This window comes from Vibrio sp. Vb1127 (assembly GCF_033338735.1).
Classification (GTDB): Bacteria; Pseudomonadota; Gammaproteobacteria; order Enterobacterales; family Vibrionaceae; genus Vibrio; species Vibrio alginolyticus.
The window spans coordinates 108,578-126,368 of the sequence record NZ_JAWOTF010000013.1 but is presented as its reverse complement, the minus strand read 5'-3'; the positions used below and the strand labels follow the sequence as shown (position 1 = coordinate 126,368).

The window sequence follows — 17,791 nt, the reverse complement described above, 5'->3', positions numbered from 1 at the left end:
GAAAGGTGTAAACACGAACGCCAAAACAGATAAACACCAAAACTTATGACCTTTGATGTCAAACCCGTACTAACGCCTTGTTAAGGTGTGAGGCACGCAATACCTAAGCATCCGCATACCACCTTAACCACTAAAACTAACGCATAGTAAAAATGCCACGCGTGCCGAATCACTCTTGAACAATTTGTTAGCCCGTAATTTCAGCGACTAGACAACTCAACGCTTTTTCGCACCGATGTTTGTAGATACTGCGTAAACATCCCCCCTGAGTTTTGACTTAGAAAGTTCAAAACACTCAAGGTATGCAGATAAAACAAAAACAGAATGCGGAACCCATTGTCCAATATCTCGTTCAGCCTGATGCTTTATTGCATGGGAATCAGCACTGTGCTTGATGTTTTTTAGTTTATTTCGACCAGTCAACCATACTCGACAAGGAGCAATCAGATTTGAAAACTTAGCTATATCCGTTTTTAAATCATCCAACGTTTCAAACATGTCAATCTGACCACATTTTTCCCAGAGCATTTCAATTTCTTGAGTGTATAAACTTTCCATTTAACCAGTCCTATTCAGGATAAACTTGATTACAATATTTCATTTTAGGGCTAACGCCCTGTTAAGGTGTGAGCAATGCAATACCGATGCTCCCGCATACCACCTTAACCACAAAACCTAACGCATAGTAAAAATGCCACGCGTTGCGAATCACTCTTAAACAGATTGTTAGGTGATTACAGACGCTGTACTTGGGTCTAGCTTTGTTTGAACTATGGGTATCGAGTTAGGTAGCAACTTTCTTAACATTTCAACATGTATGTCACTGACACGAACACCAAGTAAAACACGCCGGATTTTAGACTTAATAGGGAAATACGGTTCAGTTGTGATTATTCTATATTCCCTTTCATACTCCCAGTCCTTAGTTTTTCTAGAAAAAATCTGTTCAGCTGATTCTCGTGTTAACAACGTATCCATTACTATTGGCAGTGAATTTACATATTTGACCTCAAACAAAAAGTCGTCTTCAATTTCGATCTCAATAGCAATACCTCGATGACTATCTGCGTATAGCGACCACATCTTTACGTCGGATGGTGTATTAGAAAGACTGCAGATTTTGTACTCTTTGTTGATGTGATTTAAATCATCTATCGAGGATACTTTTTTGGCTTTTACACGTCCCTCTGGTAACTCCATGAACGATAGGAATTTATTAATTTTTTTATCAAAGATTGGAACAATCTTGGGGTGTGCATCAAACAACTGCCCTTCAAAAGGATCGTTTAAGTCTTTGTATGGTGAACAATATAGGCGTTCTTTTAACAAGATGTCGAGCGTATATTCTATTGAGTTTAAAGCTCTATATTTGTATAAAATCATAACTCTCCGAAATTTTTTGACGATAGTACGCTTAATCACCTAACGCCGCGTTAAGTGGTGAACAACGCGACCACTGAACCTAAACCATTGTGCTATAAACACTAAAGTTGATTCGAACTAAAGATGCCAAGCGTTGTGAATCCGTCTTAAACGCTTTGTTATGCATTTTTTCTACGGGTGACTACCACGCTGTCCGCTACTTTCTCTGCTAGAGAATCAAACTTTGCCTCTATGTTATTGCCATCTGGATCAAAAAGGTAACAGGCATAGTAACCTGCATGGTAATTTCGGAAGCCCGGAGCTCCATTGCATGTAGCACCAGTTTGTAACCCCGCCTCATAAACGGCATTGACTGCTTCTTCGCTTAAAGCTTGAAATGCTAGGTGTAACCCTTTTGTAGGCCTAGATGGGTCTTCTGATACATACAGTTCATCCAAGAAAAAACTCCGTGTATGCACATCAAATTCGAGCTCTAGCCCCAGGGCGGCAAGGATGCTTTTGTAAAAACTTAAACTACATTCGAAGTTCGACACTTTTAAGTGAACATGATCAATCAGCCTACCTTGGTAATACTTCATCGAAAGTTTCCTCCAAATGCATAACGCTTTCTATACGGCGACTTGCCGTTTTTCTGGCAGGCTACCGCCTTCTTTCTTATCAAAAGCGCTATCAATCGTAGCACTTATATGCATGAAACAAATAGAAAAACAGTATGAATATGTGTGGTGGCGCGCGCAATTAGGCGGCGCACAGCACGCTAATTTCAAAAGTGGTGATACATTAACGGAGCTGTATAAATAAACAGGTTAATTTATCATGAAAAGTCAGTTTTTACTTAGTGTAAAAGAGCACATGCTTACTCGTCATTATGCGAATAAAACTATCGAAAGTTATCTATTTTGGATAAAACGTTTTATCACTTTTCACCAGCTCGCCCACCCATCAACACTAGCAGAAGATGATGTCATTCAATTTCTGAGTTACTTAGCGGTAGAAGAAAAAGTTGCGGTAAAAACGCAAGCTTTGGCGCTGAACTCAATATCATTTTTATATCGTGATTATTTTAAAACCCCACTATCACTTGATATGAGATTTCAGAAATCCTTGACCGAAAAGAAACTTCCCGTTGTGTTAACCAGGGAGGAGATCCGAAGATTCGTTCAACATATCGACCCGAGGTATAAACTCCATATTCAGCTGCTTTATGGCTCAGGGCTTCGAGTCATGGAGTGTTTGCGCTTAAGAGTTCAGGACATCGATTATGATTATGGCGCAGTTCGTGTTTGGCAAGGAAAAGGAGGTAAAAATCGTACCGTAACGTTAGCAAAAGAGCTACATGAGCCGCTTAAAGCTCAGGTTAATTTAGCAAGAGATTACTATTTTAAAGATAGACACATGCCTGGTTATGCGGGGGTATACATCTCTGAAGGTTTACGACGTAAATACCCAAAAGCGGAGCTAGATTTTAACTGGCACTTTTTGTTTCCATCAACAAAGTTAAGCGCAGATCGAGACACTGGTGAATTGAGAAGGCATCATATCAATGAAAGCGCAATACAAAGAGCAGTAAAGCGCGCGGCAAGCGACGCAAGCATTGAGAAAACTGTAACTTGCCACACACTAAGACACAGTTTTGCCACGCACTTATTGGAATCTGGCGCAGACATTAGAACTGTTCAGGAACAATTAGGGCATACTGATGTAAAAACCACGCAGATCTATACTCACGTTATCGAGCGCGGGGCTGGTGGTGTGTTGAGTCCATTATCCAGCCTTTAGAAAAACAAAGCCACCTCGAAAGGTGGCTTTGTTTTATAACTCTTTATTGACGAACACCGAGTTTCACATTGCCTTTTGAATCAAACCAAAGTGCTTGCGAACGGCGACGTCCTATTAGTATCGGACCATCGTCATAAAAGAGAAAGTTCTTCCAGTGCTTTTTAAAAATAGACCATTTCGTTTCGATGACATTGTACTTCTCGTAGCAAAAGTAAACGGTTACATCGTCTTGCCAATCGATATGTGCCTCAGCTTCCGCTGGCATGTCAGGATCATCCGACTCCCACGCAGCCATCCAATCCACAGTTTCAGACCAATTCGCCTCATTCATTGGCCAGTCTTGGGAACTAAGTCTATCCATATCAGGGCTTTGAGCACTGATATTTTCTTTCCAAAATTGTGCTGAGCGGGCTTGGCTCATCGGCTTAATAAAAGCCAAATCTTCTTCTGGCACAGGCATCGACTGATGCGTAAAAATCCATTTTCTTTGGTATTCGTCCAAAGGCAAATAAGACATTCAGTCTCCTTTATTACGATTTCAGCCAACCTTTCTCTGTGGCTTCTTCAATCAACTCTTTCGCTTTGTCCCATAAGGTAACAGAGCCAAATTCAATTCGTTTATTAATGGTAAGTGCTTGTTCGCGTGAGACACCATGTTCCTTCCAACTCTGACCATTATTATGGTAGTTCAAGAGCATTGGAATTAACCGATCGAGTGCTTTTGCATACTTAGCATCATCGGTCTGCGCGGCTTCAAATTCATGCCAAAGCGCCAATAGCTCTTGCTCCTGATCGCTGGGTAACATACCAAACAAGCGCTCTGCGGCTCTAATTTCTTTTTCTGCTTGCTCTTGAGACGCAGCAGTATCATAAACAAAGGTATCGCCCGCGTCGATCTCTACTACGTCATGTATCAATAACATTTTCATCACTCGGCAAATATCAACAGGTGCATTCGCATGCTCTTCCATCAATATTGCCATCAGTGCGACATGCCAACTATGCTCACCACTATTTTCGAGGCGCCCTTCAGCACTTTTAACTCGAGTTCGGCGCAAAATGCTTTTGAGTTTATCGAGCTCGATTACAAGTGCTAACTGCTTTTCCAATCGTTCCATACTATCGCCCTTCTGGCTGCCAATTCGGATTAATAAGCGACGTTAGGACGTGGTCTTGCCACTCACCATTAATCAAAAGGTAATCTTTTGCATACCCTTCTCGGTTGAACCCTACATGCTCTAGCACAGATTCACTACGTTTATTGTGAGGCATGTAGCCAGCTTGAATACGATGCAGTTTCTGGACATTAAACATGTAGTCGCAAGCCATGGTTAATCCACGACGCATATAACCATGCCCTTGCGCTTTTTCAGCGAGAGAATATCCGACGTTACAAGAATAAAAAGGGAAACGACTCAAACTACTAAAGGATATCGTACCTAGCATTTCACCCGAAGAGGCTCTGACTAAAAGGCAATAATACCCCAATCCCATTCGATGCAGCTCATTGAGCTTGATAAGCTTTTGCAACCAACCGTTCACTGAGAAAAAAGCCTCTTCACGTTTCGGTTCAAACGGTTTCAGGTATTCTCGGTTCGCTTGAAAATATTCGGCAATCATATCTGCGTCACCGATTTCAGCGGTACGAAGAAGCAAGTCACCGTCCAACTTATGAACGGCGATAGATGAGCTGTTATCTTCCATTACAAATGATTAATTCCGTCTTTTCGTTCAATTCGATTAATTCTTACGTATACCGTAATCACGCAGTTTATTAGCGATTGAGGTATGCGATACATTCAAGCGCTTAGCAAGCTTGCGGCTTGATGGGAATGACTGATACAAACGTTCCAGAACTTGAGATTCATAATCACGCATGATCTCATCCAAAGAACCGTCGATGTTAAGCGTTGCACTACCAGCGCCGACTGACTGAGGCTGAGGTAAATTGAAGTGATCCGCGTTTAGTATATCACCATCCATTTCCGTGAGCGCTCGAAGAACCATGTTATCCAGCTGGCGCATGTTTCCTGGCCACTGATAATTTGCAAGGGCATCAACTAGACCATCATCAAACTCTGGCTTATCAATCCCAAGCTGTTGAGCATGTTTCGCCACAAACAACTCAAGCAATGGTGCAACGTCGTTTGAGCGCTTACGTAACGGAGGAATGCTGAGCGTAAGTACGTTGAGACGATAATACAAATCTTCACGGAACATTCCTGCTTCAGAAAGCTCGGCAAGGTTATGTTTTGTTGAAGCGATGATACGAACATCGACATGCATCTCATCTTCTGCACCGACACGACGGAAATTACCATCCTGTAGAAAACGTAACAGCTTGATTTGAAGGTGCGAACTCATTTCACCGATTTCATCAAGAAATACCGTGCCGCCATTTGCTTGCTCAAAGATGCCTTTGTGGCCTTGTTCATGATTGAATGAACCCGGCGCATGACCAAAAAGTTCGGTTTCTGCTACATCGTCAGGCATCGAAGCACAACTCAAAACTAGGAATGGCTTGCTCGCGCGGCTAGAACGGCTGTGGCAAGCTTTAGCAAGCATTTCTTTACCGGTCCCCGTTTCGCCCTCAATCAACAATGGTTGGTCAAGCACAGACAGCTTCTTAGCTTGGTTCATTAGTGCTTTATGACGGTTCGATATACCAACAAAGTGTTCAAAACCCAGAGGATTATGCAGCGGTAGCGCTTCTTCAATTCTGGCAACTTGCTGACTAGAGCGAATCGTCATTAGAGTACTCGCTAGAGTCGAGTTTTGCGCTTCGTCTCGGATATAAACGGGCATCAACTCTAGAACATAGTCCAAGCCATCAATCACAAGGTTTTCCCGCGTTCGACCATTAACACCTTCAGACCAACGAGAGAAACGAACACTTGGTAACAAAGCACCGATTTGAGTACCAATCACTTCTTGCTTGTGAAGGCCAAGCAATGAAAGTGCAGACATGTTTGCCATGTCTACGGCACCTTTAAGATCAATGGCAAAAACCGGATCGGGCAAGTTATCAACTAACGAGAGCAGCTCCGTATTGTGGCGCTCCATCGGCATAAACTGGATTTTACGTACGTCTTTCACCCCCGGAATACGGCGGATTTCAGCCATCAGCTCACTAAACGTATCAAAATCAATATCCGGGCAATTCAAATAGATAATACCGCTAATATCGATTTCGATACCACGCAAGTCGATGCTTTTAGACGCTAAAATATCGAGCAGTTCTCGGGTCAAGCCGAGTCGATCTTCACATAAGACTTCAAGACGCACTTAAAATATCCCAATTCACAACTGTCAGGAAAAGTTGACAGTAGTTTCTATCATGCTTGGAATGGCGTCAAGCAATCCTATCCATCAAAGTTGATATTCGTTACGGTTTCATCGTAATTGATGCAACTTTCGCCGCCACAGCCTTGCGTATGGTGCCCAACTTAACCTGACGGTCAGGATACCAGGGTAGTGGACGCAATAAGGTCATCGCTTTCAAGCCCAAACGTGCCGTTAGAATACCAACACCTAGTCCCTGCCCCGCACGAGCAGAAACTTTGCCAGCAAGATCCATCGACATCAAATCCATACTGGCATCAATAGCGATCTCACTGGCACCAGCCGCCGCCATATTGACAAATACCGCTCTTAGTAACTTGATGCGAGATGCATAACCTAGCTCTACCCCATATACCTTGGAGAGGTTGTCGATCATTTTGAAATTTCGCCAAGCCACCAGCAACATATCAGCGGCAGCCAGAGGGCTCACGGCGACTAGGGCCGCACACTCGGTTGCGTGCTGTGATACGATTTTCGTTGCCAACTTGTCTTGTTGGCTCACCACCATCGAGTCATACATATCAAGAATTTCAGCGTCACTATGAGCAGGGTTAATACTGTTCTGCCAACGATCAAAGCCCGGATTCTCTGCCATCACACCACTTTGTTCTGCTACGGTTTCGCAAAAGGCTTTCCCTTTCCCAACGCTCTCACTATTAACAAGTGCTTCTGCTTCTTCTTGAACACTAAAATGATTTCGTAGTTTTCGCAGTTTCCAAAGCTCTTTACCCATAGCTCCTAAACCAAGCGAAGCGATCGCAGCAATAAACCCCGTCCAGCTTAAGGCTAGCCAATCAGAAGCCTGAATTGCGGTTATAACCGAGTCCACCGCTTGCCAGCCAACCAGACCAGCAAAAGTTGCAAATGCGCCAGTCGCGAGCCATTTTCTGCCCGATTTTGGACGAATGACATGCTCGAGTTGCAATTCCTGTTCGGTCTCCTGGTGCGCTTCTTTAACTTCAACAGGTACAAATGTTTCTTTTTCGCCGAATGTTTGCTGCGCCGTCAATTCCGGTTGATTCGATTGCTGCTCTTTTTCCATTACCTTTTCAGAGAAAACTTGTTTTTGCTTCAACTCACTCATTTCAATTTATCTCCAATCAGGTAATCCAATGCTTTGTCTAAGCGTATGTGCTTCACTGGCTCATCATTCGGTGAGGGCATCGGACGAAACGACGTAAAATCAAACCCGTTGTTTTGCCAATACGCTGCATTTGGTAGCTTTTTCGGCACCTCTCCGGGAAACATAGTCATCGGCTCACCACCCAATGTTGTTCCTTGTAACGCCGGGATGGTCTTATCTCCAGAGGAAATAAACCCCGTCGTGGTTGCTTGGATGGAAGCGATACTCATGCAGCTCATCTCAATATTCTCGTAGGCTGCCGTTTGCCATGCTGGATGCACCATTTGTTGGAGCAGAGACACCAAATTTGGGTGCTGATCGGGCGTGATATGATCCGCTTTTGTAGCAGCAAACAACACTTTGTCGATTTTTGGTGAGAACAAACGACGCAAAAAGCTACTACGACCATAGCGGAAGCTATGCATGATCTGTTCTAGCGCTTGGCGCATGTCGTAAAACGCTTCATCACCGGCATTGAGAGGCTGCAAACAATCCACCAGTACAATCTGGCGATCGAAGGTCGCAAAATGATGCTTATAAAACGCTTTCACGACTTTCTGTTGGTATTCCTGAAAACGGGCTTCTAACATCGCTAAGTTACTGCCCTTGGACGCTTTGCTTTCCGAATCAACACGACACGGAAAAAACTGTAGCACCGGCGCGCCTGCTAGCTCACCAGGTAATACAAAGCGGCCAGGCTGAACCCAATGAAGGCCAGCGTCTTTACAGGCATGAAGGTACTCGGTGTATGTGTGTGCAACTTTCTCAAGTAGTTTCTCATTCACTTCTGCAAAGAGATCCACTTTCTCCAGTTCAGAAAGCCAAGCTTTGGCTAAATCGCCACGCTGGCCTTTAAGTGCATCAAACTGAGTTTGCGACCACGTTGCAAAGTCCATGTCCAATAAAGGCAGGTCGAGCAACCACTCTCCTGGATAGTCGATAATATCAACATTTAAAATTGCGGTTTTACTCAACAGCTTTTTCGTAGTTTTATTTGGTTTGTACTTGAGCGCTAAGCGAATCTCACTCACATCACGTGTCGGTACTGGCCACTGAGGTGGAGTGGCATGAATTTGGCTCATCGCCTCATCGTAAGCAAAGCGTGGCACCATCATATTCGATTGAGGCTCACGCTTCGCCCCAATAAGGCGCTTATCTCTAGCCGCAGTCAAAAGAGGCAAATTGTCATGGGTTGCAGTATGAAGAAGCTGATTCACTAATGACGTGATGAATGCCGTCTTACCGGCACGAGAAAGTCCGGTGACAGCAATTCGAACATTAGAGTCCATACCTCTGTTGATAAAGTCATTAACTTCTTTCTTTATTCTCTTCATTACGCTTCTTTATCTTACTCCACTTTAAAACAACGTTGTCAGCGACTTCGAATTTCGATCTATGAATACTGTTCTATCCCGAATTCTATGAGTTTAACTTTATATACCTTAATAAAAGATGAACAAAACATCCGGCTTGATGCTGTATTAAAAAAAGAAAAGCCCCTGAGTGGTTCAGAGGCTTACTTAATCTACAGCATTAGTAACTCTATATGCGCTGATTACTATGTTAAACAGGAACCCGCTTTCTTTAAGCCTAGTCGTCTTCGATCAACTTATAGATAACAAATAGAGCGATTTCTAAAATCAGCCACAACACACATGTGATGGTCACGTACTTTTCATCAAAGATGCTGATACCGTGAAGAATCAAGTCATAGCCAACAAAGCCACCTATCACTACAGCAAGAATAATTTGTAGAATCTGAATAAAACGAGGCATGCCGTCTCCTAATTATTGTTCGCATAACGTTTGATTGCTATGCCTAAAGGTTTATATCCTTAATTATATAGACAAAAAGTGCAGGTTTCGCTGCACTTTTGTCAATTGTTTGCTAGGTAAATCAGCACCTTGTCACATTCTCTCTGCTGAGACGCAGCAAGATTGCCCTTTGCCTTATGCTTCCATCTCTTGAATTTTCACTTTCCAAGTGTCTGGACCAATTTGGTGCGCGTTAACACCATTTGAGTCGACAGCCACTGTTACTGGCATATCTTCAACTTCAAATTCGTAAATCGCTTCCATACCTAAATCTTCAAATGCGACAACGCGAGCTTTCTTGATCGCTTTCGCCACCAAGTACGCAGCGCCACCGACAGCCATTAGGTAAACCGCTTTGTGATTCTTGATAGATTCAACCGTTGCAGGGCCACGCTCAGCTTTACCGATCATGCCCATGATGCCGGTCTTTTCTAGCATCATGTCGGTGAATTTATCCATACGCGTAGATGTTGTTGGGCCAGCAGGACCAACGACTTCATCACCAACTGCATCGACAGGGCCTACGTAGTAAATGAACTTACCGTTTAGATCTACGCCTTCAGGTAGACCTTCACCGTTATCTAGCATGCCTTGAATACGTTTATGCGCAGCATCACGACCAGTCAGAATTTTACCTGATAGAAGAACCGTTTCGCCTGTCTTCCACTCTTGTACTTCTTCTTTAGTAATTGTGTCTAAGTTTACGCGACGCGTATTTTCGCCCGCTTCCCAAGTGATATCTGGCCAATCTTCTAGTTTAGGTGGTGTTAGCTCTGCTGGGCCGCTACCATCAAGCGTGAAGTGTACGTGACGAGTCGCCGCACAGTTCGGGATCAAACAAACAGGCTTAGAAGCCGCGTGCGTTGGCGCAGTTTTGATTTTAACGTCGACAACAGTCGTCAAACCGCCAAGACCTTGCGCACCGATACCAAGTTTGTTCACGCGATTGAAGATATCCAAACGAAGCTCTTCTTCTGCGTTTTGTGGGCCACGGTCAATAAGCTCTTGAATATCGATGTGTTCCATTAGAGATTCTTTTGCCAATACCGCTGCTTTTTCAGCCGTACCGCCGATACCAATGCCAAGCATGCCAGGAGGACACCAGCCCGCCCCCATTGTTGGTAGCGTTTTTTCTACCCACTCAGCAATATCGTCAGATGGGTTTAGCATCACCATCTTAGTTTTGTTTTCGCTACCGCCGCCCTTCGCAGCGATCTGAATTTCAACTTTATCGCCCGGAACCATGTTGATATGTACGACGGCAGGCGTGTTGTCTTTGGTATTAATACGTTTACCAGCAGGGTCCATAAGTACTGACGCACGCAACGGGTTATCAGGGTTCGTGTACGCTTGTCGAACACCTTCATCTACCATCTGCTGAACCGTCATGTCGGTCGAATCCCATTGCACGCCCATACCGATGTTGACGAAACACGTCACAATACCAGTATCCTGACAAATTGGACGGTGACCTTCTGCGGACATTCGGGAGTTAATTAAGATCTGAGCAATCGCGTCTTTAGCGGCTTGGCTCTCTTCGCGGTGATAGGCTTTTTCAAGAGCTTGAACAAAGTCTAGCGGGTGGTAGTAAGAAATATACTGTAGCGCATCAGCGACACTGCTGATCACATCCTGCTTGCGTATTACCGTCATTACATGCCTCGTTATAGTTATGCTTCCATTATTGGCTTAGCTTCAATCGTGTTTGTTGAGCTTATTGCTCTTTTGAGCTTCGTTTTTTATAAACAATTGTCGAACGGCTGATATCGACACACGAAATGCTGAAGTTGCCTACTTGTAAACCATCTCAAAACCCTATGAATAGAGGGAGTTTGGCTATACAGAGGAATATGATACTCTTGCTGCCCATGACATGCCATGCAGTGAACGATCTCTTTGTCACAAATTACACAAATGAACAACATGGACAATCAATTCATTGATTTTAAAGCGTTGGAATACGCACCAGAGTTTGCTCTTCACCTTTTTTCTCGCATTCAACACCTACCTTGGGCGATGTTGCTGCGTTCTGCATCAAAAACGCATATCGATAGTCGCTTCGATGTATTGGTTGCCAACCCAATTGCAACGTTAGAAACCACTGCCGACAACACACTAGTTGAAACACCATCGAATGCCTATTCAACTCAAGATGACCCATTTGCGCTGCTTCATCAGTTGCAAGAACAGTGGCTTCCTCACGTAGAGTTAAATAAAGAATTGGATTTGCCTTTTGTCGGCGGTGCGCTCGGTTACTTCAGTTACGATTTAGGTCGCCGCGTAGAAACGATGCCAGAAGTGGCAGAAAAAGATCTCAACACGCCGGATATGGCCGTAGGTCTGTATGAATGGGCCGTTGTTGTTGACCACAAGCTTAAAAAAGCATGCCTAGTTGGTCAGAATATCGAGCAAGCTTGGCAGTGGTTAAACGAGCAAAAAGCAGAACAAACCATTGACTTCGCTTTGTCTGGTGCTTGGCAGTCAAACATGACGAAAGAGAGCTACGCCACTCGCTTTGACCAGGTGCAAGAATACTTGTTGAGCGGTGACTGTTATCAGATCAATTTGGCGCAGCGCTTTAACGCGCCGTATCAAGGCAGTGAGTGGCAAGCGTATCTGAAATTGGAGTCCGCCAACCAAGCGCCATTCTCAGCGTTTATCCGTATGCCTGAGTCTTCGATTTTGAGTATCTCTCCAGAGCGCTTTTTAGAGCTCAAAGATCGCGTCATTGAAACAAAACCAATCAAAGGTACTCGCCCACGCAGCGAAGATCCAAAGCAAGATAATGCTAATGCCCATGACTTGCAGACAGCGGAAAAAGATCAGGCAGAAAACCTGATGATTGTCGATTTGCTGCGTAATGATATTGGTCGGGTTGCATCACCGGGTAGCGTTCACGTGCCAAAGTTGTTCGATATTGAAAGCTTCCCTGCCGTGCATCATTTGGTGAGCACCATTCGTGCAAGTTTGGATGAACAATACGCTCCTGCGGATTTGCTGCGAGCGTGTTTTCCAGGCGGTTCAATTACGGGAGCACCTAAAGTTCGCGCAATGCAGATCATTGAAGAACTGGAGCCGCATCGACGCAGCGCGTATTGCGGCAGTATTGGCTACATTTCACGCCATGGTCGTATGGACACCAGCATTACTATCCGAACTCTTGTAGCGGAAAAAAACAAACTTTACGCTTGGGCTGGCGGCGGCGTCGTGGCAGATAGCGATTGCGCCTCTGAGTATCAAGAAACGTTGGATAAGCTTTCAAAGATTTTGCCAGCGCTGCAATCGTAGGTTTCAACAGCACACAACGCCGCTTTAATGCTATTGACGAAAACAATCCGCCTCCAGAACGGATAATGCCGCTCGTTTAACAGCGAGTGGCATATTTCTGTATCTCATCACCCTGCACAGCGACGAAGGAGCGTGATACAGGTTCTTCTATTCGAGCACTTTGTGGTCAAATTTGTTTCATTACCCGCTCATCGTGCTGCTACTAGATTCTCAGTCTCGCCAAGGCTCGCTAGAATGACCCAAAAAACATCGTTAAATGATCGGCATTATCCAGTGTGGTGCGTTTTTTTGTGTGTTTTATTTGCATGTACTTTAGCTTTTAGCCGTTGGCCAACAAACATACTTTTTAAGAGGCAGCGTCTACTGCTCAAGCCACTTACACATAATCTGTTCGATATCGGTTGCGGTGTACGGCTTAGTGAGGATGTCGTCCATGCCTGAATCAATGCACTTTTGACGCTCTTCGATGGTAGTGCCAGCGGTTAATGCAATAATAGGATGAGTAAAGCCACGCTCTCTCAGATACATCGTCGCCTCATAACCATCCATTTCTGGCATTCGGCAGTCCATGAATATCAGTTCGTAGTCTTTACTTTTCACCGCTTCTAATGCTTCTTTGCCGTTGGCTTTTAAATCAGGTGTAATGTCGAGTTTTTTCAGCATTTGAGTAACAATGACTTGATTCATTCTGATGTCATCAACCACTAATATTGAGCGTCCTGCTAAATCGCTTCGCTCTATGGTGACCAATTCCCCCTCTGCTGTGCCTTGTGCTTGCCCTTCCTCAAGAGGAATAGCAACTTTAAAAGTTGTCCCTTTGCGCTCTTCACTCTCAAAGCTAATTTGACCTTGCATCAAATCCACGAGGTTTTTACAAATCGCGAGACCTAAACCTGAGCCTTCAAAGCTGCGTTTCGCCGAGCGATCAACTTGGACAAATGGATCAAAGAGTGACGGCTGTGCTTTTATTGGGATGCCAATACCAGTGTCTTCAACCTCAAAATAAGCCGTGCCGTTAAGCCATTCCACCCGTAACACGACGCCACCCAAGTGAGTAAACTTAATCGCGTTTCCCACTAAGTTAACCAAAATTTGTGTAATGCGCTCTAAGTCACCGACTAAAAATTCTGGAATCCCCAGCTTTTTGTCGATAGAGAAATGGATGCGCTTTTCCGCAGCCTTAGCTGCAAATACACCCATGATGGCTTTTTCAAGCTCCTCCCAGGCAAAAACTTTATGTATGATTTCCATCATACCGGCATTCATCTTACTGAAATCAAGAAGATCATTAATGATAACTCTCAATAAGTCCCCTGATTGAGTCAGATTGCTCAAGTATTGACGCTGCTCTTCTTCTAATTGGGTTCGACTCAATAACTCCGCACTACCCAATACGCCATTGAGAGGAGTTCGCAGCTCATGGTTAATCATGGCGACAAACTCCTTCGTCGCTTTTTCTGATTCCTCAGCCCGCTTTCTCAGCTCGACCTCTCGCTCTAAACTTAAGTGTCGACCAATAACACCATGAACTAAGTCAGACACGAGCTCCATCTGTTTGGAAATAAAAGACTGATCGATTTGATCTTGCAACACAGAGAAAATCAACTCCCCAACCGTTTCTCCATCAATGATAACTGGCAAATGCAAATTCTCTCCCTGCCAATTAGGAGTGGTGAAAATCTCGTTGTTATGACGAAGCTGTAAGTGACCAAAGTGATGACGACGCAATGAGCTCAGCTTTGTAGCGTCAAGAAACAAGTAAGCCGCAGAAATGATCGAGTTAGAAGTGAGCTGCTCAATAAAGCTCGCTATCATTGCTTCATCGAACGTGCTCGATAAAAAAGTACGACCGAACTTAATCAACGTCGCATCAATTTGCTCTTCAAACTCAAACTTACGAAGATCCTTTTTAGATTTCAGCTCCAGCTTTTTCAATGCAACACTGAGTTGCTGGTTGGATTCATATAACTCTAAGCTTTTCTGTTCCAACAGCTGCTCAGCTGCTTTTCTTGATGCAACTTCTCGTTTGAGTTTCCTTTCTAATGAGGAACTTCCCGTCATATCGTTCTTATTGAGCCTCTAACCAAAAACGTACTTTGCTACCATCTTCTGACTGATTTTGATGTTTGATATGAACTACCTCACCAAAATGCGCAGCACAGCCTTTTATCAATCCTAAGCATACGTGAGACATACATCTTGCACTGTGGTAGTCAAATACCAATTGGGATTGATTTTCACTAATGAAATCAAATTGCGGAGGGTTAGCATCAGGATAGAGCTTCTTAACTTCGACATGAATAAAGTCTTCAACATGGCGAACAAATTGAAACGTCGTTTCACACTGTTGCAAACTGGCGTGACTAGGAATGGAGCGAAGTAAATTCAAAAAGACGCACTCTCCAAACACTTCTTGCAGTTGCTCGGGGGGAACACCAGATACTTTACTGAGATTCACGATCAACTTAACCAAGTCTTTGTGATCGTAACTACCAACAGCGGTGTAAACACCTTCATCGTTAGAAAGATCGAGAACTTGGTCTAACACATCAAGACCGAATTTCTCTTCTACTAACTCCATGAACTCGGTGAAAATAATCCCTTTCATTGGCCAATACTTGTCCTATAGTGACGTCCTAAAATAAAGAATGGTGTATAACCTTATAAGTTTCAAATTAATATGTTCAAGCAGAGTGAGACACACAACACAAAGAGGGAAAGTGCTGGCGAGTGCTTTAATGCGAATGTTTTATTTGGTAACCAGTAACGATAACGCCATACGCTTTGCCGTCTTTGAGTATAATAAATAATGGTTAGGCACGATAAATAAGGACTCAGTTTGGTTATCGACAAAACTCATTTACTACAGAACTTTCAATTTCGGCTTCCAACGGGCTACCACAAAGAGTCCCTTGCACGACTGAAATGGATGAAAGAAAAGTCCCTGAGAGATGCGGCAGTCTTAATCGGTTTTGTGGAACGCGATGACGGGTTACAAGTCATTCTGACTAAGCGTGCAGCCCACTTACGCCATCATCCGGGACAAATCAGCTTTCCCGGTGGCAAATATGAGCAGGAAGATATTCAGCTCGTGAATACCGCTTTAAGGGAAACCAAAGAAGAAGTTGGGATAGAAGATGAGCATATTCATGTGTTTGGTCAACTGCCTACACTACCAACGATTAGTCAATTTAATGTGACACCTTTTTTGGCTTTTGTTTCTCCGGAATATAAAACGCATATTGACCCAAATGAAGTAGAGTCAGTTTTTGAGGTTCCTGCCAACCATATTCTGAACCCCAAAAAATTGTATAGCACCAAATTTGACCTAAAAAGAAGCAGTCATCGTGTATTTGCTATCCCATATAGACAGCATTTCATCTGGGGCATGACGGCACAAATTATCGAATCAATGCAAAAACATATTATTTCACATTAAACAGTTGTTGATATCGGTGCTTTTATAGGCGCGATCATTATGCGCATCAATATTAATAAAACGTTGCTTCATAAACATTCATTCACATTAGATTAATTTTCCATTTTCACCGCAAACGCTTGCGGTGAAATAAATTTATACAAACAGCCCTATTGATAAGTTTTTCTAATTTTACTCATTAGCAGAAATCACGAGTAGCACATCATTTTCGTGATAAAAAGCAGGTTTTTGACATATCATTCAATAAGCGTAAGCAATAAATGATTTAGATCTAATTTTCCTAGTGTAAAATCTTGCAAAATTACTCCCGACTTATTTCCTGTTCCCAAAATGAGTAACTAAAAAATGAATACAACTACTTCTGCGGTTTCTACCGCACAATCGTCTAGTAAGTTTTCTTACAAAGACTTTACCTGGTGTCTGTCCCTTTTTGGTACGGCAGTAGGTGCAGGTGTACTGTTCCTTCCTATTAAAGCAGGTGCAGGTGGCTTTTGGCCATTAGTAATCCTAGCCCTAATTGCAGCACCAATGACTTGGTTCGCACACAAATCTTTAGCTCGTTTCGTTCTTTCTGCGAAAAACCCTGAAGCGGACATCACCGACACAGTAGAAGAGCACTTTGGTAAGACTGGCGCAAACCTTATTACGTTCGCTTACTTCTTCGCTATCTACCCAATCGTACTTATCTACGGTGTTGGTATCACAAACACAGTTGACTCTTTCCTAGTTAACCAAATGGGCATGGAATCTATTCCTCGCTGGCTACTTTCTGGTGCACTTATTGCTGCAATGACAGCAGGCGTAGTATTCGGTAAAGAGCTTATGCTGAAAGCAACTTCAGCAATGGTTTACCCTCTCGTGTTCATCCTACTAGCTCTGTCTGTATACCTGATTCCTGGTTGGAACACTTCAATGATGGAAGTGTCGCCTGACTGGGGTGCAATGCCAGCTATCGTATGGCTAGCAATCCCTGTTATTGTGTTCTCTTTCAACCACAGCCCAATCATTTCTCAGTTCTCTAAAGAGCAACGTCGTGTATATGGTGATGACGCAGTTAAGAAAACTGACGCTATCACTGGTGGCGCAGCAATGATGCTGATGGGCTTTGTTATGTTCTTCGTTTTCTCTGTTGTACTTTCTCTGTCTCCAGAGCAACTAGCAACGGCGCAAGAGCAAAACATCTCTGTTCTTTCTTACCTAGCAAACGTGCATGAATCTCCACTGATCTCTTACATGGGTCCATTGGTTGCTTTCGCAGCGATCACCTCTAGCTACTTTGGCCACTTCTTAGGTGCGCACGAAGGTCTAGTTGGTCTAGTGAAATCTCGTTCAAAATCACCAGTAAGCAAGATCGAGAAGATGTCTCTAATCTTCATTGTAATCACAACTTGGATCGTTGCTATCGTTAATCCAAGCATCCTAGGTATGATTGAAACAATGGGTGCACCGATGATTGCGGCAATCCTATTCTTGATGCCAATCTTCGCAATGCAAAAAGTTCCTGCGATGGCTAAGTACAAAACTTCAGCACCTGTGCAAATTTTCACAGCAATCTGTGGTCTTGCTGCAATTAGTTCTGTAATCTACGGCGCTCTTTAATCATCTCTGCCCAGTGCAGTATG

General features: G+C 43.7%; 17 protein-coding genes. 4 read left to right on the top strand and 13 right to left on the bottom strand.

The features are described 5' to 3' along the window. Window positions 1–216: 216 nt before the first annotated feature. From R7H07_RS17175 to R7H07_RS17165, 3 genes are all read right to left on the bottom strand, one after another. On the bottom strand, window positions 217–558 hold the full coding sequence (locus R7H07_RS17175; RefSeq protein WP_206959879.1) for a hypothetical protein: 342 nt from the start codon (window positions 556–558) through the stop codon (window positions 217–219). Window positions 559–726: 168 nt separating this feature from the next. Next, window positions 727–1,383, bottom strand: a complete 657-nt coding sequence (locus R7H07_RS17170) for a DUF2971 domain-containing protein (protein WP_206959881.1) — start codon at window positions 1,381–1,383, stop codon at window positions 727–729. 158 nt (window positions 1,384–1,541) lie between these two features. Further along, on the bottom strand, window positions 1,542–1,961 hold the full coding sequence (locus R7H07_RS17165; protein WP_206959883.1) for a VOC family protein: 420 nt from the start codon (window positions 1,959–1,961) through the stop codon (window positions 1,542–1,544). Window positions 1,962–2,199: 238 nt separating this feature from the next. On the opposite strand from R7H07_RS17165, the gene R7H07_RS17160 reads away from it, so the two are divergent. Then, the gene (locus tag R7H07_RS17160; RefSeq protein WP_054577706.1) at window positions 2,200–3,162 is read left to right on the top strand and encodes an integron integrase; all 963 of its coding nucleotides are present in this window, start codon (window positions 2,200–2,202) and stop codon (window positions 3,160–3,162) included. 43 nt (window positions 3,163–3,205) lie between these two features. On the opposite strand, the gene R7H07_RS17155 is transcribed toward R7H07_RS17160, so the two are convergent. The 8 genes from R7H07_RS17155 to R7H07_RS17120 all read right to left on the bottom strand — a co-directional run bounded on the left by R7H07_RS17155 (window position 3,206) and on the right by R7H07_RS17120 (window position 11,095). Next, entirely contained in the window at window positions 3,206–3,679 is a 474-nt protein-coding gene (locus tag R7H07_RS17155; protein ID WP_017636094.1) for a DUF2947 domain-containing protein, read from the bottom strand. A gap of 13 nt (window positions 3,680–3,692) precedes the next feature. After that, window positions 3,693–4,280 (bottom strand): HD domain-containing protein, encoded by a 588-nt coding sequence (locus R7H07_RS17150; protein WP_005376917.1) that lies wholly within the window; start codon window positions 4,278–4,280, stop codon window positions 3,693–3,695. A gap of 1 nt (window position 4,281) precedes the next feature. Further along, the gene (gene rimJ / locus R7H07_RS17145; protein ID WP_005388271.1) at window positions 4,282–4,866 is read right to left on the bottom strand and encodes a ribosomal protein S5-alanine N-acetyltransferase; all 585 of its coding nucleotides are present in this window, start codon (window positions 4,864–4,866) and stop codon (window positions 4,282–4,284) included. 36 nt (window positions 4,867–4,902) lie between these two features. Continuing rightward, a complete protein-coding gene (gene tyrR, locus R7H07_RS17140) occupies window positions 4,903–6,447 on the bottom strand; it encodes a transcriptional regulator TyrR (RefSeq protein ID WP_017820442.1) in 1,545 nt (514 codons plus the stop codon). Window positions 6,448–6,547: 100 nt separating this feature from the next. Then, a complete protein-coding gene (locus tag R7H07_RS17135) occupies window positions 6,548–7,588 on the bottom strand; it encodes a YcjF family protein (protein ID WP_065274660.1) in 1,041 nt (346 codons plus the stop codon). Further along, window positions 7,585–8,961, bottom strand: a complete 1,377-nt coding sequence (locus R7H07_RS17130; RefSeq protein ID WP_065274661.1) for a YcjX family protein — start codon at window positions 8,959–8,961, stop codon at window positions 7,585–7,587. Before R7H07_RS17130 ends, R7H07_RS17135 begins: the two co-directional genes overlap by 4 nt. A gap of 256 nt (window positions 8,962–9,217) precedes the next feature. Continuing rightward, window positions 9,218–9,403, bottom strand: coding sequence for a hypothetical protein (locus tag R7H07_RS17125; RefSeq protein ID WP_005376906.1), 186 nt, complete (start codon window positions 9,401–9,403; stop codon window positions 9,218–9,220). Between the two features lie 174 nt (window positions 9,404–9,577). Further along, window positions 9,578–11,095, bottom strand: a complete 1,518-nt coding sequence (locus R7H07_RS17120) for a fumarate hydratase (protein ID WP_005376905.1) — start codon at window positions 11,093–11,095, stop codon at window positions 9,578–9,580. 270 nt (window positions 11,096–11,365) lie between these two features. Between R7H07_RS17120 and pabB the strand changes: the two genes are divergently transcribed. Continuing rightward, window positions 11,366–12,730, top strand: a complete 1,365-nt coding sequence (pabB, locus tag R7H07_RS17115) for an aminodeoxychorismate synthase component 1 (protein ID WP_065274662.1) — start codon at window positions 11,366–11,368, stop codon at window positions 12,728–12,730. Window positions 12,731–13,090: 360 nt separating this feature from the next. Here pabB and R7H07_RS17110 read toward each other — a convergent pair whose 3' ends face one another. After that, window positions 13,091–14,791 (bottom strand): ATP-binding protein, encoded by a 1,701-nt coding sequence (locus tag R7H07_RS17110; RefSeq protein WP_005376903.1) that lies wholly within the window; start codon window positions 14,789–14,791, stop codon window positions 13,091–13,093. A gap of 7 nt (window positions 14,792–14,798) precedes the next feature. Next, window positions 14,799–15,338, bottom strand: a complete 540-nt coding sequence (locus R7H07_RS17105) for a heme NO-binding domain-containing protein (RefSeq protein ID WP_005388282.1) — start codon at window positions 15,336–15,338, stop codon at window positions 14,799–14,801. A gap of 231 nt (window positions 15,339–15,569) precedes the next feature. Here R7H07_RS17105 and R7H07_RS17100 point away from each other — a divergent pair, with 231 nt between their 5' ends. Together R7H07_RS17100 and R7H07_RS17095 are read left to right on the top strand one after the other, a co-directional pair. Further along, complete coding sequence (locus R7H07_RS17100) at window positions 15,570–16,169, top strand: CoA pyrophosphatase (protein WP_005376901.1); 600 nt, start codon at window positions 15,570–15,572, stop codon at window positions 16,167–16,169. 345 nt (window positions 16,170–16,514) lie between these two features. Further along, entirely contained in the window at window positions 16,515–17,768 is a 1,254-nt protein-coding gene (locus R7H07_RS17095; RefSeq protein ID WP_005388284.1) for an aromatic amino acid transport family protein, read from the top strand. Window positions 17,769–17,791 lie beyond the last annotated feature (23 nt).

Excerpts from the sequence above, each read along its gene's own strand:
- R7H07_RS17175 (WP_206959879.1), bottom strand. The coding sequence starts at position 558 with ATGGAAAGTTTATACACTCAAGAAATTGAAATGCTCTGGGAAAAATGT.
- R7H07_RS17095 (WP_005388284.1), top strand. The coding sequence starts at position 16,515 with ATGAATACAACTACTTCTGCGGTTTCTACCGCACAATCGTCTAGTAAG.
- R7H07_RS17135 (WP_065274660.1), bottom strand. The coding sequence starts at position 7,588 with ATGAGTGAGTTGAAGCAAAAACAAGTTTTCTCTGAAAAGGTAATGGAA.
- R7H07_RS17150 (WP_005376917.1), bottom strand. The coding sequence starts at position 4,280 with ATGGAACGATTGGAAAAGCAGTTAGCACTTGTAATCGAGCTCGATAAA.
- R7H07_RS17130 (WP_065274661.1), bottom strand. The coding sequence starts at position 8,961 with ATGAAGAGAATAAAGAAAGAAGTTAATGACTTTATCAACAGAGGTATG.
- R7H07_RS17170 (WP_206959881.1), bottom strand. The coding sequence starts at position 1,383 with ATGATTTTATACAAATATAGAGCTTTAAACTCAATAGAATATACGCTC.
- R7H07_RS17165 (WP_206959883.1), bottom strand. The coding sequence starts at position 1,961 with ATGAAGTATTACCAAGGTAGGCTGATTGATCATGTTCACTTAAAAGTG.
- R7H07_RS17105 (WP_005388282.1), bottom strand. The coding sequence starts at position 15,338 with ATGAAAGGGATTATTTTCACCGAGTTCATGGAGTTAGTAGAAGAGAAA.
- R7H07_RS17110 (WP_005376903.1), bottom strand. The coding sequence starts at position 14,791 with ATGACGGGAAGTTCCTCATTAGAAAGGAAACTCAAACGAGAAGTTGCA.
- R7H07_RS17120 (WP_005376905.1), bottom strand. The coding sequence starts at position 11,095 with ATGACGGTAATACGCAAGCAGGATGTGATCAGCAGTGTCGCTGATGCG.
- R7H07_RS17160 (WP_054577706.1), top strand. The coding sequence starts at position 2,200 with ATGAAAAGTCAGTTTTTACTTAGTGTAAAAGAGCACATGCTTACTCGT.
- rimJ (WP_005388271.1), bottom strand. The coding sequence starts at position 4,866 with ATGGAAGATAACAGCTCATCTATCGCCGTTCATAAGTTGGACGGTGAC.
- R7H07_RS17125 (WP_005376906.1), bottom strand. The coding sequence starts at position 9,403 with ATGCCTCGTTTTATTCAGATTCTACAAATTATTCTTGCTGTAGTGATA.
- pabB (WP_065274662.1), top strand. The coding sequence starts at position 11,366 with ATGGACAATCAATTCATTGATTTTAAAGCGTTGGAATACGCACCAGAG.
- R7H07_RS17155 (WP_017636094.1), bottom strand. The coding sequence starts at position 3,679 with ATGTCTTATTTGCCTTTGGACGAATACCAAAGAAAATGGATTTTTACG.